The sequence below is a fragment of the Vicinamibacterales bacterium genome (assembly GCA_036496585.1).
In the GTDB taxonomy this organism is placed as follows: Bacteria; Acidobacteriota; Vicinamibacteria; order Vicinamibacterales; family 2-12-FULL-66-21; genus JAICSD01.
In genome coordinates, this window is sequence record DASXLB010000022.1 from 58,492 (window position 1) to 72,291 (window position 13,800).

A 13,800-nucleotide genomic window follows, 5' to 3' on the forward strand; every position below is an offset into this window, starting at 1 on the left:
CACCGATGCGTGCCAGGTTCGCAGGGCTCGTCACGGCGGTTCTGATCGCGGGAACCGCTCTCCATCTTCTCGCGCAGCAGCCGCCGCGCCAGACGTTCCGCAGCGCCCGCGACGTGCTGACGATCGATGCGTCGGTGACGGGCCCTGGCGACGTGGCGATCACCGATCTGAAGGCCGAGGACTTCACGGTCAAGATCGACGGCCAGGCGCGGCCGGTCCTCACCGTCCATCGCTACGGCGCGACCACGACCTCGTCTGGCGCCGACGCGCTGGCGGTGGGCCGCTTCGTCCGCGCCGCCGACACCCCGCCCGGACGCATCGTCGTCATCGTCGTCGATCGGCCGTCGATCAAGGCGGGCAGCGAGCGCGCCGCCATCGAGAGCGCCGCGGCGGTGCTCAAGAGCCTGTCGCCGTCCGACGCGGTGGCGGCGATCGGCCTGCCTGGCGGCGGCGTGGATCTCACGCGGGATCACACGGCGGTTGCGAGCGCGATCAAGGCAATGACCGGCATGCAGCCGACGCCCGATTGGCAGCACTTCATGACCTGGGACGAGGCGCTCGGCTACGAGAAGGAAGACAGGCTGACGATCGCGCACGTGCTCGAGCGCGAGTGTCCCAAGGTCAAGCCGGCGCCGTGGGAGCCGCCCAACGAGTGTCCACCCGCCATCGTGACGCAGTCGCACGAGATGCTGCTGCAGGGGCGCTCGCAGGCGCAGACAACGCTGACCGGGCTGACGGATCTGCTCAAGAAGCTGTCGCCGCTGCACGCGCCGAAGCACATGGTTGTGCTGTCGGGCGGCATGGTGTTCGATCTCGATCTGCTGTCGCGCTATCAGAGGCTGGCCGAAGAGGCGGCCGCCAGCCACGTCGCGCTCTCGATCGTGCACCTCGATCAGGATCTCGACGCGTCGGACCGCGGCCACTTCGGCAACGTGTTCGGCGGCCGCGAGTACGCGACCGGACTCGGGACGATCGCGTCGATGACCGGTGGATCGTTTTACATGGGGGCCGGGAAGGCGGCCGGCGCGTTCGATCGGATCGCGACCAGCATCACCGACTTCTACGAAATCGGCGTCGAGTCCCGCGGCAGTGACGCCGATGGCAAATCGCACAAAGTCGAGGTCGCGGTTGCGCGGCCGGGTGCGAGCGTGCGGGCGCCGGCCGCGACAGCCATTCCGAAGGCCACGACGGGTCCCGACGCGTTGGCGGCAGCGCTCGACGAGCCGACCGACGTCGCCGAACTGCCGCTCGAGGTCGCGACCTACACGACCCACAGCCTCGATCCGGACAAGGTCGGGATGATCATCGCGGCGCAGCTGCCGCCGTCGGTGGCGACCGCGCCGACCGACTGGGGCTACGTCATCATCGACAACGGCAAGGTCATCGGCGGCTCGAAGGTCCATGTCGACGCGGGCGCAGCCTCGCCGTGGCTCGCCAGCGCGAAGGTCGACATCGCGCCTGGCCGGTACCGCTTGCGCGCCGCCGTCGTCTCGGCAGACGGACGGGTCGGCACGCTCGATCAGCCGATACGCGTTGGCTTGCGCCAGGCAGGGTCAGTGTACGCGACCGATCTGGTGATCGGCAGCGTCGACGGCGGACGGCTGCAGCCGCGGGCCCGCGTGCGCCAGGATGAAGCGGCGATCGGCATGATCGAGCTCAGCTCTTCCGAGCCGCTCGGCGAGACGGGAGGCGAAGTCCAGATCATCCGCGGCGGCACCGCAACGCCGGCCCTGCGCCGGCCGCTGAAGCTTCGCACCCGCGACGACGACAAGAGCATCGTCGTTGCCGAGGCGGCGCTCGATCTGACGACGCTGGAGCCGGGTCCGTACACGGCGAGCGCGGTCATCCAGAAAGGCGGCGCCGCGATTGCGCGCGTCAGCCGCGTGTTCGAGATCGTTCCTGGCGAGGTCCACCCAGCCGCGTCCGCGCCCCCGACGGCTTCGACGCCGTCGCCATCGGCCGCGGCCGGCGGAACCGCGCTCAGTCGCGATCCTGCCATCGACGAGCTGATGCATCGCGTCGGCGACTACGTTGGCCGTTACGGGCGCGACGCCTCGGTACTCATCGCCGTCGAGCGCTACAAGCAGGGATCGGTCGACATGGGCGATCAGGGAGCGCTGGCGGGGCTCCGGCGGCCGAGCGGGCGCGGCGCGACTGCCGCGCCGTCTGGAATCGCGGCCGATGCCGGCGGGCCCCGGACAGCGGATCAGCAGCTCATCTCCGAGATTGCGCTCGTGCCGAACGCGGCGGCGATCGGCGGCTGGCTTGCGTATCGCGACGTCATCGAGGTCAACGGCAAGGCCGTGCCGGATCGCAAGAATCGGCTGCAGGAGCTCTTCAAGGCGGATGTGCCCGACGTCGAGGCGGAGAAGAAGATCAGCGCCGAGAACGCGCGCTACAACGTCGGGCCGGTGACCCGTTCGTTCAACGTGCCGATGTCGGCGCTCTTCTTCTTCGATCCCGCGCACGTGGTGCGTTTCACGTTCCAGCGCTCCGGCGCCGAGAAAGTCGGCGGCGTCGACGCCTGGAAGGTCGACTTCGAGGAAACGCGCAAGCCGACGATGATCATGACCGCCGGCGGCGCCGACGTGCCCACCGCCGGTACGCTGTGGATCGATCCCACCGACGGCAGCGTGCTGCGGACTCGGCTGGTGATTGGCTCGTATCGCGGCGCCCGCAGCCGCGCCGAGATCGACGTGAGCTACCGCAAGGACGAGACGCTTGGCATGCTGATCCCGGTGCGGATGACCGAGCTCTATCTGACATCGACCGCCAGCATCAACGGCGAGGCGACGTACTCCGAGTTCAAGCGGTTCCAGACGTCGGCGACGGTCAAAGTCAAATAGGAGGGTGTCATGTCGATCTTCCCGAGATGTGCCACGTTCGTGCTGCTGCTGGCCGTGGCCGGGTGCCAAAGCGAACCGGCGGCGCCGTCGGTCGCCGCGCAGGATTCACTCAACAGCGTCGTGAACATGAATCCCGCGCCGGGAACGGTCCTGCATCCCGGCGACACCGTGACGTTCAGCGGGACGGCCAACTACACGCTGGCCACCGCCGATCTCGGGACGATGCAAATGGCCATTCAGGATCAGAGCAACCGCCCGCTGAATTCCGACATTCAGGTTAGCGTGGCGCACCGCGGCAGCGCGGACGTGACCATCACAGAGACCGTCACCATCCCGAGCGACGGCGTCACCAGCGTTGCTGTGTTTTTCGTGATGGTGCCGGCCGGCGCGACGGTCACAAAGGCGGGTGTCGTGCTCTCGTATCCGGTGCGCTGAGCGGGTGATTGCATGGCGTCGATCTGATATGATCGCGCTTCTTCACCTGCGCGGACTCCGCGTGCCGAGGTAGCTCAGTCGGTAGAGCACAGCACTGAAAATGCTGGTGTCACTGGTTCGATTCCAGTCCTCGGCACCAATTTCTTAAACAAGTTGGTACTGGGTCAGTTTGAAATCGGCCCGCCCTGAACCGGTGAGCTACAGCTTGCGGATGATCTTGCTTGCTGGGATCAAGCCGTAGTAACGCACCCTGTCGTCACGGGGGCCACTCTCCCCAACAACGAAGTAGTGACCCTGCGGAACGAGTTGGTCCCACGCTTCGGTCACGGTTTGCAGCAACTCCGCTGACGCACCTTGAACCGCAACGTCGTTCACAGTGATGGAGGATTTATCAATGTGGACGCGATCACCAGCGATGGCGATAATCCGCGAATCCGGAAGCGGGTCGCCATTCTCCCGTGCGACGAGGCGTACGGTATCGCCCCTGACGTATCTGGTCCCTTGTGCATGGGTCACTTGGACCAAGACGACTGCCGCGAGGACGACCAGAAGGGATTTCAGCATGCCCCGCCTCCTTTTTTGCGATAAACACTGTAGCCCGAGGACGGCATTTGAGAGGACCGGCTTTTTCGGACCAAAGTCAGCGTGACACCCATTCGCGCTCCCCGATCCCGATCAATCTAGGGGTTGTACTCGCGATCGAGTTCTGGTACGGTGCCGCCATCGATGGCGAGAGCGGCACTGGCGATCGACGGTCGGGTGGGCATGTCTGCTATCGCTCCACGCCGGCCGGCCCGCCGATTCTGGCCGCAGGCGATCCTGTTCCTGGCCTGCGCGATCCTCGTCAACGCTGTCTTCGGCGACAGGGGCCTCACCGAATCGATGCGCGCGCGACGGCAGTACGCCGCGGCGCAGCAGGAACTCGCCAAGCTCAAGCGCGAGAACACCGCCCTTCGCGAGCGCATGCGCCGGCTCCGCAGCGATCCGGCCGCCATCGAAGCGATCGCTCGCGGTGAACTCGGGTTGCTCCGTCAAGGTGAGGTGCTGGTCGTGGTCAAGGACGAGAGATGATCCTTGGTTGGCAGTGAGCGGTTTACCACTCTGATATTCTCGCGGCATGAAGCCCCTTCTCGCCGCATCTCTGATCGCCCTCCTCCTTCCCGCGGCAGTCGATCGCGTTGATATCAATTCCGGTCCGGTCTCCGGCACCACGGAGGCCGACGGACTGCGCGTCTACAAGGGCATTCCGTACGCAGCGCCGCCGGTCGGGCCGCTGCGCTGGCAACCGCCGCAGCCGGCGGCGGCGTGGACGGAGGTCCGCAAGGCGACCGCCTTCGGGGCGCAGTGCATGCAGCGCCGTCAGTTCGCCGACATGGTGTTCCGCGCCAGCGGCATGAGCGAGGACTGCCTGTTTCTCAACGTCTGGACACCGGCAAAGACGGGCCGTGAACGGCTGCCGGTGCTGGTCTACTTCTACGGCGGCGGCTTCACGGCCGGCGACGGGTCCGAACCGCGCTACGACGGCGCCTTCATGGCGCGAAAGGGGATCGTCGCGCTGACGGTCAACTACCGGCTCGGCGTGTTCGGCTTCATGGCCCATCCCGAATTGACCAAGGAGTCGCCGAAGCACGCGTCGGGCGACTACGGCCTGCTCGACCAGGTGGCGGCTCTCGCCTGGGTGCACGACAACATCGCGGCGTTCGGCGGCGATCCGCGGCACGTGACGATCGCGGGCGAGTCGGCCGGATCGATCTCGGTCAGCGCACTGATGGCGTCGCCGCTGTCACGAGGCCTGATCGCCGGCGCCATCGGCGAGAGCGGCGCGGCGATCAACCCGACCTTCGAGCCGGCGCCGCTGGCCCAGGCCGAAAAGACGGGGCAGGCGTTCGCGACCGCCGCGAAGGCCGAGTCGCTTGCCGATCTCAGGGCCATGCCGGCCGATGCCGTGCTCGCCGTTCAGGGCCCGCGGTTTCCCATCACGATCGACGGCGCCTTCCTGCCGAAGTCGGTCGCCGACATCTTCCGGGCCGGTGAACAGGCGCACGTGCCACTGCTCGCCGGGTGGAATTCACAGGAGAGTGCCGCGGCGGCAGTGCTGGGACGCGGCGTCGAGCCGACGGCCGAGGGTTACGCCAAGGCCGTCCGCGCGCTGCCAGGATTCGAAGCGCACGCGGACCAGGTGCTGGCGCTCTATTCGGGCCACACCCCCGACGAGGTGACCGACGCCGCCACAGCCCTGGCGAGTGACCGCTTCATCGCGTTCAGCACCTGGAAGTGGATCGATCTGCACGCGCAGACCGGCGGGAAGCCGACCTACCGCTACTACTATTCGCGGCCACGCCCCGCGATGAACCCGGACAAGGGCCCCCAGGGAGCGGCCCGAGGCGCCGCGCACTCTGCAGAAATCGAATATGCGATGGGGAACCTGCCGGGCAACGACGTCTATGCGTGGACGAACGACGACCGGAAAGTGTCCGAGACGATGTCGACGTACTTCGCGAACTTCATCAAGACAGGCGACCCGAACGGCGGCAAGGCGCCAAAGTGGCCGGCGATCAAAAAAGCCGGTAACGCCGAGGTCATGCACATCGACGTAACTTCACGCGCCGAGGCCGACAAGACCCGTCCTCGGTATTTGCTGCTCGATCGGATCTACTCGGCGAAGTAGTCGCGGCCATGAACGGTCGATAGACCATTGGGCTGCCAAATGGTCCATCGACCGTTCATGACCGCCACCCTTTCGAAGGCCGGACACTTCCGGCCTCGGCGTCAGACGGCCGTGGTTTCCTCTGCGAGGAGGCCCAGTTCTTTGCGGACTTTTTCCTCGATCGCTTTTGCCGTCGCGGGGTTGTCCTTGAGGAACTGCTTGACGTTTTCGCGCCCCTGGCCGAGCCGTTCGCCGCTATAGGCGAACCAGGTACCGCTCTTGTCGACGATCTTCTTGTCGACCGCGATGTCGAGCAGGTCGCCCTCTCGCGAGATGCCTTCGCCGTACATGACGTCGAATTCCGCCTCGCGGAAGGGCGGGGCGACCTTGTTCTTGACGACCTTCACGCGCGTCCGGCCCCCGACGACGACGTCGCCGTCCTTGATGGCGCCGATGCGGCGGATGTCGACGCGCACCGAGGCGTAGAACTTCAGGGCGCGGCCTCCGGTCGTCGTTTCCGGGTTGCCGAACATCACGCCGATCTTCTCGCGCAGCTGATTGATGAAGATCAGGCAGGTCTTCGATTTCGACACGATGCCGGTGAGCTTGCGGAGCGCCTGCGACATGAGGCGCGCCTGCAGCCCCATCTGCGCTTCGCCCATTTCCCCTTCGATTTCGGCCCGCGGCACGAGCGCGGCCACCGAGTCGACCACGACCACATCGACGCCGCCAGATCGCACCAGGACCTCGACGATCTCGAGCGCCTGCTCGCCGTTGTCGGGCTGCGACACGAGCAGGTTGTCGAGATCGACGCCGAGCTTCCTGGCATACTGCGCGTCGAGCGCGTGCTCGGCATCGACGAACGCCGCCATGCCGCCGGTCTTCTGCGCCTCCGCGATCACTTGCAGCGCGAGCGTCGTCTTGCCCGAGGATTCGGGCCCGAAGATCTCGATGACGCGGCCGCGCGGCATGCCGCCAATCCCCAGCGCGTAGTCGAGGCTCACCGAGCCGGTGGAAATCGCGGGAATCTGGGCGATGACGTCCTTCGAGCCCAGACGCATGATCGAGCCCTTGCCGAACTGCTTTTCGATCTGGCCGACGGCCATCTCGACGGCCTTGAGGCGCTCGCGGTCGTTGCGATCTTCAGCTGCCATGAATGCTCCTGACTGACGTGTGCGGTTCGTCGCGGTGGTCCGAATTCTAAAGTCGTGCCCGACAGCTGTCAAGCGAAAGATGTTCACGTCGTCTTCGTAGCTGACTGTAAAAGCGCGACTTGCATGCGACTGCCACTTTCGCCCCGGTTGCAGGAGTGTGCAGCCCACGCCCGCAGCGCAACCCCGGTTGCGCCACCCGAGCAGCCTACCGGTGCCCGGTGACAGACGGGGTCATCTATGATCGGCAGGCCCATGCCGCCATTCGTCAGCTCTTCGCGTGTGATCCAGGGCGCCTGATCGATGCCCTCGCCGGTCGGACACGGGTTGGGAGGGATCGCCGCAGCGTGGCCGCTCGTGCCCGAGCGGACGCGCCGCGCGGCCCTGATCGTGGCTTCGGCCGCCATCGCGCCGGATCTGGACCTGCTGCTTGGCACGCACCGCGGTGCCAGCCACAGCCTGGGCTCGGCGCTCATTGCCGGCGCGGCGATGGCGGCGATCGCGCGGCGGAATCGTTGGCGGTGGGGCGCCGCGGTCGCTCTCGCCTGGGCGTCGCACGTCCTGCTCGACTGGCTGAGCAACGACACGCGCCCGCCGATCGGCATCATGGCGTTCTGGCCGCTGACGCACCGCTACTACAAGTCCGCCATCGAGATCTTTCCGGCGGTATCGCGCAAGTACTGGGAAGCGCGCTTCTGGCGCTACAACGCACACGCCGTCGCGGTCGAGCTTGTCGTGCTCGGACCGGTCGCGGCGCTGGCGCTCTGGCGGTGGCGCCGGCGGACGGCGTAATCGCGCCCGCCGGCCGTCCCGATGCCGGCCGTCCGTCCCCCGGCCCCACGCGTCACCCGTGCGCGGACCCGAGGATGTTCACGGCGCGCGCCGCAAGCAGCGCCAGCGCGACCAGCGAGATCAGCGACTGCACGATCATCAGGATCTTGCCCCAGCGGGTCAGCACCGGGGTATCGGTCGGCGAGAATGCGGTGCTGGAGTTGAACGCCAGAAAGAGATAGTCGATGAACTGGGGCGCCCAGCGGGCCGCTTCCGGATCGAAACCCGCGGGCGTCATCATCTGCGGGAAGAGGAAAGCGCCCCCCGTGTGCCGTTCGCGCCGGTCGCGCGCGTTCGGGCCGCCGGCGTCGAGACGCCAGTACCAGAGCGCAAACACCAGAATGTTGGTCAGCCACAACGACGCCGCCGATATGAGCAGCTCCGCTCCGGATTCCTCCTGGGCCGGCAGCGCCGCGACCAGCAGCGCCAGCGACGCGATCATGGCCAGTGTCAGCACGACGTTGACCGTGAGCCCGATCGCGTGGTTCATCCGATGCCGGCCGGACCGTCCGGCCGCCACGAGCGGCACGAGCAGCACGCCGACGACGACCGGCAGGACCATCCGCGGTCCGACGATCAGCCTCGGCGGCAGCGCCAGATTGAGACCGGCGACGGCGATGACGGCGATGAGCGCGTGCCAGCGTGGTTCGGGTTCGATCGGGGCGATCACGATCCGCCGTCGCGCTTCGCCGTGACGCGGCTGACCGTCAGGAAGCGGTGGTAGTCGCGGAACGTCGTCGTGCTCCGCATCGACTGCAGTCCATTGCGGACGACGACCAGCGACTCGATCGATTCGGGCAGCAGGATGATCTCGTCGGGATCGCGGAAGGCGATTTCCTTGAATCGCATCGACCGATCCTCGCGATCGAGCGTCACGTAGGGGCTCAGTCCATGCTTGCGCTGCAGCGGCGACGGCACCCGTAGATCGACAGGGCCGGCGTTGTAGCGGTCAACGCGCAGGACCTCATAGCTGAGCGCATCGACCCAGACGCGGCCGCGGACCGCGATCGGACCGCGCCAGTCGAAGCAGTCGTCGTGGCCGCGCGGGTCCTCGATGAGATCGGCCTTGTTCGTGCGGTCCGCCGATTCGAAATCGAGTACGAGTGCGGCGCGGTTGCGCTCGCGGGTCTCGTGCACCGCGGTGAAGCGATACTCCTCGCTGTGCGATCGCAGCAGGAAGGCCAGCGGTTCGGCCGAAAACGGATCAGGATCGGTGCAGCCGGAGCGGTCTGTCCGGTCGCGGTCGCGCGGCTCGCGTCCGTTCACGCGGCGGATGTCTCGGATCAGCCGGGCTTCCGGCAGCGGCTGGCCGTCCGAGGCTTCGGCCTCGACGCGCAGCTCGGACTCGACCGTCCGCGACAAGCCCTCCCAGCTCCAGTCCCGGTTGACCGGCTGCATGGTCGAGGTTTCCGTGCAGACGAGGCTCTGGGCGCGGTGGTAGTAGCGGGTCACGCGGTCGCCGATGTGCTCGAGCAGGCGTCCGACCTCGGACGACTGCGGCGCGGCGACGGCCGGCAGCGTGCACGTCCCGGCCAGCGCCACGATCGCCAGCAGCGGCGGCCGGGTCATCCGAGCGTCTCCAGGCAGACGAACCTCGGCGTGCTCTCCGCACGGTCGTTCTTCACAAGATGAATCGGCCACCGAGACACGTTCATCCAGGCCCTCCGGGTTCGCGCGCGCCAGTGTATCGCACACCGGCCGCGGCGCCCCGCAGGCAGGCTCAATAATTGTAAAATCCCCGCCCGCTCTTCCGCCCGAGCTGCCCGGCCGCCACCATGCGGCGCAGCAGCGGGCACGGACGATACTTCGGATCGCCGAGGCCGTCCTGCAGCACGGTAAGAATCGCGAGACAGACGTCCAGGCCGATGAAATCCGCGAGCGTCAATGGCCCCATCGGGTGGTTCATGCCCAGCTTCATGACGGTGTCGATCGCCTCCGGCGATCCGACCCCTTCCATGACCGCGTAGATCGCCTCGTTGATCATCGGCATCAGGATGCGATTGGCGATGAAGCCGGGATAATCGGCCGCCGTCACCGGCGTCTTGCCGAGCGTCGTGCACAGGTCGGTCGCCAGACGCATCGACTCGTCGGAGGTCGCCTGTCCGCGGATCAACTCGACCAGCACCATCAGCGGCACCGGGTTCATGAAGTGCATGCCCAGCACCCTGTCGGGTCGTCTGGTCGCCGCGCCGAGCGCGGTGATGGAGATCGATGACGTGTTCGACGACAGGACGACGTCGGGTCGCGTGATCGCGTCGAGCCGCGCCAGTGTCGCGATCTTGGCCTCGACGTTTTCGGCGATCGCCTCGACGACGTAGTCCGCATCCGCGAGGCCATCGAGTGAGGACGAGGTCGTCAGGCGGCCGAGCGCCGCGTCGCGGGCGTCCGCCGACAGCTTGCCCTTCTCGACGAAGCGGTCGAGGCTCCTGCCGATCGTGCCGAGCGCCTTGTCGAGCGCGCCGGGAAACGTATCGCACAGCCGCGTGGCGTAACCCGCCTGGGCGAAGACCTGCGCGATGCCATTGCCCATCGTCCCGGCGCCGACGACGCCGACCGTCTTGATCTCCATGTGCGCTGTCACTCCGCTGCGAGCTAGGCCGAGAGGGTTTCGATGGCGAGCGACACGCCGTTGCCGCCGCCCAGGCAGAGTGCCGCGATGCCGCGCCGGCCACCGGTGCGCCGCAGCGCGTGAATCAGCGTGGTCAGCACGCGCGCGCCGCTGGCCCCGATCGGATGGCCGAGCGCCACCGCCCCGCCCTGCACGTTGACCTTCGCAGGCGCAAGACCGAGCTCGTGGAGGACGGCCACCATCTGGACCGAGAAGGCCTCGTTAATCTCGAACAGGTCGACGTCTGCGAGCGCCCAGCCGACCTTGGCCGCCACCTTCCGGACGGCTTCGACGGGCGTCATCAGCACCAGCTTCGGCGCGAGCCCGCTGGCGGCCTGTCCGACGATCCGGACGAGCGGGGTCAGTCCGAGCGACTTCGCCTTGTCGGCGGACATCACCACCAGCGCCGCGGCGCCGTCGTTGACCCCTGGCGCGTTGCCGGCGGTGACCGTTCCGTCTGTCTTGAAGGCGGGTTTCAGCGCGGAGAGCGCCTCGATCGATGTCTCAGCGCGCACCGCTTCGTCGCGGTCGAACACGACCGCCGGCCCCTTTTTCTGCGGGATGTCCACGGCGACGATCTCGTCGGCGAACCAGCCCTGCTCGCTCGCGTGCGCCGCCTTGCGATGACTGTCGACGGCGTAGGCGTCCTGGGCGTCGCGTCCAACGCCGTAGCGTTCCGACACGTATTCCCCGGCCAATCCCATGTGGCACTGCTCGAACGCGCACCACAGCCCGTCGTGGATCATCGCGTCGACGAGCGTCCCGTTGCCCATGCGCAGGCCTTCTCGCAGGCGCTGCACCAGGTACGGCGTGTGGCTCATCGACTCCATGCCGCCCGCCACGGCCACGTCGATGTCGCCGGTGGCGATGCCCTGCGCGGCGAGCATCACGGCCTTCAGGCCCGAGCCGCAGACTTTGTTGACGGTCGTCGCGGAGACGCGCTCGTGCAGGCCTCCTCGGAGGGCGGCCTGCCGCGCCGGGTTCTGGCCCTCGCCGGCGGTCACCACGTTGCCCATGATGCATTCCTCGACCAGGGCCGCATCGATACCGGCGCGGCGAACCGCCTCGCGCACGGCGATCGCGCCGAGCTCGGGAGCGGTGAAATCCTTCAGTGAACCGAGAAACCTGCCGGTGGCCGTACGGACGGCGGAGACGATTACCGCTTCCCGCATACCTTGATCCCCGTCACGGCGTCGTGGCCGAGCAATTGCTGGATGCGGTGAAGAATCGTGTCGCCGACACGCTCGATCTCGCGCGACCAGCGCGGATCCTTCGGCGTGACGAACAGCACGCCGTTGCGCGCCTCGACCGTGGCGGCACGGCCCATCGCGGGGCCCGCCGCGACCGTCCACGCGAACGCCGTCCTCGCCGGCGAAGCGGGCTGGCGCCGGATGACATCGGCGATCACGCCCGGGGCGAACGACTGGAGCGAATCCATCACGCGATCATACGCTCAGTGGCAGGCGCAGCGATCGCCGACGCGCCGCGTATCGGCAGGTGACGGTCGATGTGCAGGGACGCCGTGACTCAGGCCGCACTGCGGCGGCGGATCGGCCCGCGCAGCAGACATCGGTACTCGGGCATCGGCCGCAGGCGCCGCAGAATGTGCGCCGCCAGATCGCGCGCCGTGCAGGACTCGGGCAGCGCCACGTCGAATCCCGATGCGGTGGCCTCGCGGCGTTGCCGCTCGGTGGTCACGTCGGAGACGAGGGCCACCAGGACGCGCCGCCCGAAATGCGGCTTGACGCGAAGTCTTGCGCCGAGTCCGGGCAGATGAACCTGCCAGGCCACCCGAACGACCACTGCATGGTAAGCGCTCAGGACCTGCGCTGTCGGCAGATCGCCAACCACGTCGACGGAGAAGCCGAGAGTGCGCAGAGCGTCGATGTGAGCATCGCCTTGCGCGCCGGGCGCGATGTAAAGAACCGAGCACTGATCCACCAGCGTTCCTCCCGTCACCGAGATCAGTCGCAACTCGTGTGCCAGCGAGCGGAGCCATAACGCCTGCGGCCGAGCCACTCCCAAGCCCGACTATAATTGCGACATGATCAGTCCCGCGCTCGCCACATCCTTCAACGCCCAGGTCGGGCACGAGTTCGGCGCCAGCATGCAGTACGTCGGCATCGCCGCACACTTCCAGCGGATGCATCTCACGCTGCTGGCCAAGTTGTTCTTCGCCCAGGCCGAAGAAGAGCGCGAGCACGCGATGAAGTTCGTCAAGTATCTGCTCGACACCAAGGGAGCGCTGCGCATTCCCGAGATTCCCGCTCCGACGCCGACGTTCGACTCCGCGGAAGCGGCGGTTGCGGCGGCGCTCAAATGGGAGCAGGAGGTGACGCGCCAGATCACCGCGCTGATGGAGCAGGCGGTGAAGGACAACGACTACCTCGCCCAGAGCTTCCTGCAGTGGTTCATCGACGAGCAGCTCGAGGAAGTCGTGAAGATGGACCGGCTCCTGTCGGTGATCCGCCAGTCCGGCGAGAAGAACCTGCTGATGGTCGAGGCCTACCTCATTCACATCGAAAAGGCTGGTTAGCTAACCCGGGCGGCCTCCGCCGGATGACCGGACTCATCCGGCCGCGATCCGTTCGAGCCGCTTCCGGTCCACGACGATGAAGCCACCCTTCGTCGTCCGTACGACGTCGCTCTTGTTCCAGCGGCTCATGATCCGGATGCACGTCTCGACGGTCGTGCCGGTGAAGTCGGCCAGCTCCTGGCGCGACAGCGCCAGCGGAATGCGTACGCCGCCGTCGCCGGCCTGTCCCATCTCGCCGGCGAGCTTCAGGAACAGGCGTGCGAAGCGCGGTTCGATGTGCCCGCCGCTCAGTTCGGCGAGTTGGTTGGTCAGTTCGACGAGCCGTGTCGTCAGTCCCAGCAGCAGACCCCGCACCAGGAGCGGCTGCGCTTCGAGGATGCGATAGAAGGCGTCCCGCGGAATGACGACGCAGGTCGTGTCCTCGAGCGCCGCCGCGCTGGCCGGAAAGGGCCGGTCCATGTAGACGGCGACGGCGCCGAGCGGGTCGCCCGGCCCGAACACTTCGAGGATCACGTCCCGGCCGCTCGGCAGCGTCTTGAAGATTTTCACCCGGCCCGAGACGATGGCGTAGAAGGCGGTGGACGGCGAGTCCTGCTCGAAGATCGTGTCGGCGCGCCCGAACGTCTGCACGCGCGCCACGTCCGCGATCCGTTGCCGATCCGCCGCCGTCATGCGATTGAAGATGGGCGTGACCCTCAGGAGCTCCGCGGCTGGCGACATGATCGGGATCATAGGAGGTCCGGAGC

The 13,800-nt window shown here is 67.3% G+C and carries 15 protein-coding genes and 1 tRNA gene; 7 read left to right on the forward strand and 9 right to left on the reverse strand.

Translation table 11 applies throughout. The annotated features are described in order from the left end of the window. Positions 1 to 5 precede the first annotated feature (5 nt). The 3 genes from VGI12_07050 to VGI12_07060 all read left to right on the forward strand — a co-directional run bounded on the left by VGI12_07050 (position 6) and on the right by VGI12_07060 (position 3,420). On the forward strand, positions 6 to 2,846 hold the full coding sequence (locus VGI12_07050) for a VWA domain-containing protein (GenBank protein ID HEY2432416.1): 2,841 nt from the start codon (positions 6 to 8) through the stop codon (positions 2,844 to 2,846). 39 nt (positions 2,847 to 2,885) lie between these two features. Then, on the forward strand, positions 2,886 to 3,281 hold the full coding sequence (locus VGI12_07055; GenBank protein HEY2432417.1) for a hypothetical protein: 396 nt from the start codon (positions 2,886 to 2,888) through the stop codon (positions 3,279 to 3,281). A 63-nt stretch (positions 3,282 to 3,344) separates the two neighbouring features. Beyond that, positions 3,345 to 3,420 (forward strand) — tRNA-Phe (locus tag VGI12_07060). A 59-nt stretch (positions 3,421 to 3,479) separates the two neighbouring features. On the opposite strand, the gene VGI12_07065 is transcribed toward VGI12_07060, so the two are convergent. After that, the gene (locus VGI12_07065) at positions 3,480 to 3,845 is read right to left on the reverse strand and encodes a S26 family signal peptidase (protein HEY2432418.1); all 366 of its coding nucleotides are present in this window, start codon (positions 3,843 to 3,845) and stop codon (positions 3,480 to 3,482) included. 201 nt (positions 3,846 to 4,046) lie between these two features. Between VGI12_07065 and VGI12_07070 the strand changes: the two genes are divergently transcribed. Beyond that, positions 4,047 to 4,352: a septum formation initiator family protein gene (locus VGI12_07070; GenBank protein HEY2432419.1), complete on the forward strand. Its 306-nt coding sequence runs from the start codon at positions 4,047 to 4,049 to the stop codon at positions 4,350 to 4,352. Between the two features lie 46 nt (positions 4,353 to 4,398). Further along, entirely contained in the window at positions 4,399 to 5,949 is a 1,551-nt protein-coding gene (locus tag VGI12_07075; GenBank protein ID HEY2432420.1) for a carboxylesterase family protein, read from the forward strand. A 101-nt stretch (positions 5,950 to 6,050) separates the two neighbouring features. Here VGI12_07075 and recA read toward each other — a convergent pair whose 3' ends face one another. Continuing rightward, positions 6,051 to 7,082: a recombinase RecA gene (gene recA / locus VGI12_07080; protein ID HEY2432421.1), complete on the reverse strand. Its 1,032-nt coding sequence runs from the start codon at positions 7,080 to 7,082 to the stop codon at positions 6,051 to 6,053. 300 nt (positions 7,083 to 7,382) lie between these two features. Here recA and VGI12_07085 point away from each other — a divergent pair, with 300 nt between their 5' ends. Then, the gene (locus VGI12_07085; protein HEY2432422.1) at positions 7,383 to 7,871 is read left to right on the forward strand and encodes a metal-dependent hydrolase; all 489 of its coding nucleotides are present in this window, start codon (positions 7,383 to 7,385) and stop codon (positions 7,869 to 7,871) included. Positions 7,872 to 7,923: 52 nt separating this feature from the next. On the opposite strand, the gene VGI12_07090 is transcribed toward VGI12_07085, so the two are convergent. The 6 genes from VGI12_07090 to VGI12_07115 all read right to left on the reverse strand — a co-directional run bounded on the left by VGI12_07090 (position 7,924) and on the right by VGI12_07115 (position 12,537). Further along, entirely contained in the window at positions 7,924 to 8,580 is a 657-nt protein-coding gene (locus VGI12_07090) for a hypothetical protein (GenBank protein HEY2432423.1), read from the reverse strand. Then, positions 8,577 to 9,479 (reverse strand): hypothetical protein, encoded by a 903-nt coding sequence (locus tag VGI12_07095; GenBank protein ID HEY2432424.1) that lies wholly within the window; start codon positions 9,477 to 9,479, stop codon positions 8,577 to 8,579. Before VGI12_07095 ends, VGI12_07090 begins: the two co-directional genes overlap by 4 nt. A 151-nt stretch (positions 9,480 to 9,630) precedes the next feature. Then, positions 9,631 to 10,491, reverse strand: a complete 861-nt coding sequence (locus tag VGI12_07100) for a 3-hydroxybutyryl-CoA dehydrogenase (GenBank protein HEY2432425.1) — start codon at positions 10,489 to 10,491, stop codon at positions 9,631 to 9,633. An 11-nt stretch (positions 10,492 to 10,502) separates the two neighbouring features. After that, on the reverse strand, positions 10,503 to 11,690 hold the full coding sequence (locus VGI12_07105) for an acetyl-CoA C-acetyltransferase (GenBank protein ID HEY2432426.1): 1,188 nt from the start codon (positions 11,688 to 11,690) through the stop codon (positions 10,503 to 10,505). Next, positions 11,675 to 11,956, reverse strand: coding sequence for a DciA family protein (locus VGI12_07110; GenBank protein ID HEY2432427.1), 282 nt, complete (start codon positions 11,954 to 11,956; stop codon positions 11,675 to 11,677). The genes VGI12_07105 and VGI12_07110 overlap by 16 nt, the downstream gene beginning before the upstream one ends. A gap of 89 nt (positions 11,957 to 12,045) precedes the next feature. Further along, positions 12,046 to 12,537 carry a hypothetical protein gene (locus VGI12_07115; GenBank protein ID HEY2432428.1) on the reverse strand — a complete coding sequence of 164 codons (492 nt, stop codon included), beginning with the start codon at positions 12,535 to 12,537 and terminating at the stop codon, positions 12,046 to 12,048. A 25-nt stretch (positions 12,538 to 12,562) separates the two neighbouring features. On the opposite strand from VGI12_07115, the gene VGI12_07120 reads away from it, so the two are divergent. After that, positions 12,563 to 13,054 (forward strand): ferritin, encoded by a 492-nt coding sequence (locus VGI12_07120; GenBank protein HEY2432429.1) that lies wholly within the window; start codon positions 12,563 to 12,565, stop codon positions 13,052 to 13,054. Between the two features lie 33 nt (positions 13,055 to 13,087). On the opposite strand, the gene VGI12_07125 is transcribed toward VGI12_07120, so the two are convergent. Beyond that, positions 13,088 to 13,774, reverse strand: coding sequence for a Crp/Fnr family transcriptional regulator (locus VGI12_07125; GenBank protein HEY2432430.1), 687 nt, complete (start codon positions 13,772 to 13,774; stop codon positions 13,088 to 13,090). Between the last annotated feature and the right edge of the window lie 26 nt (positions 13,775 to 13,800).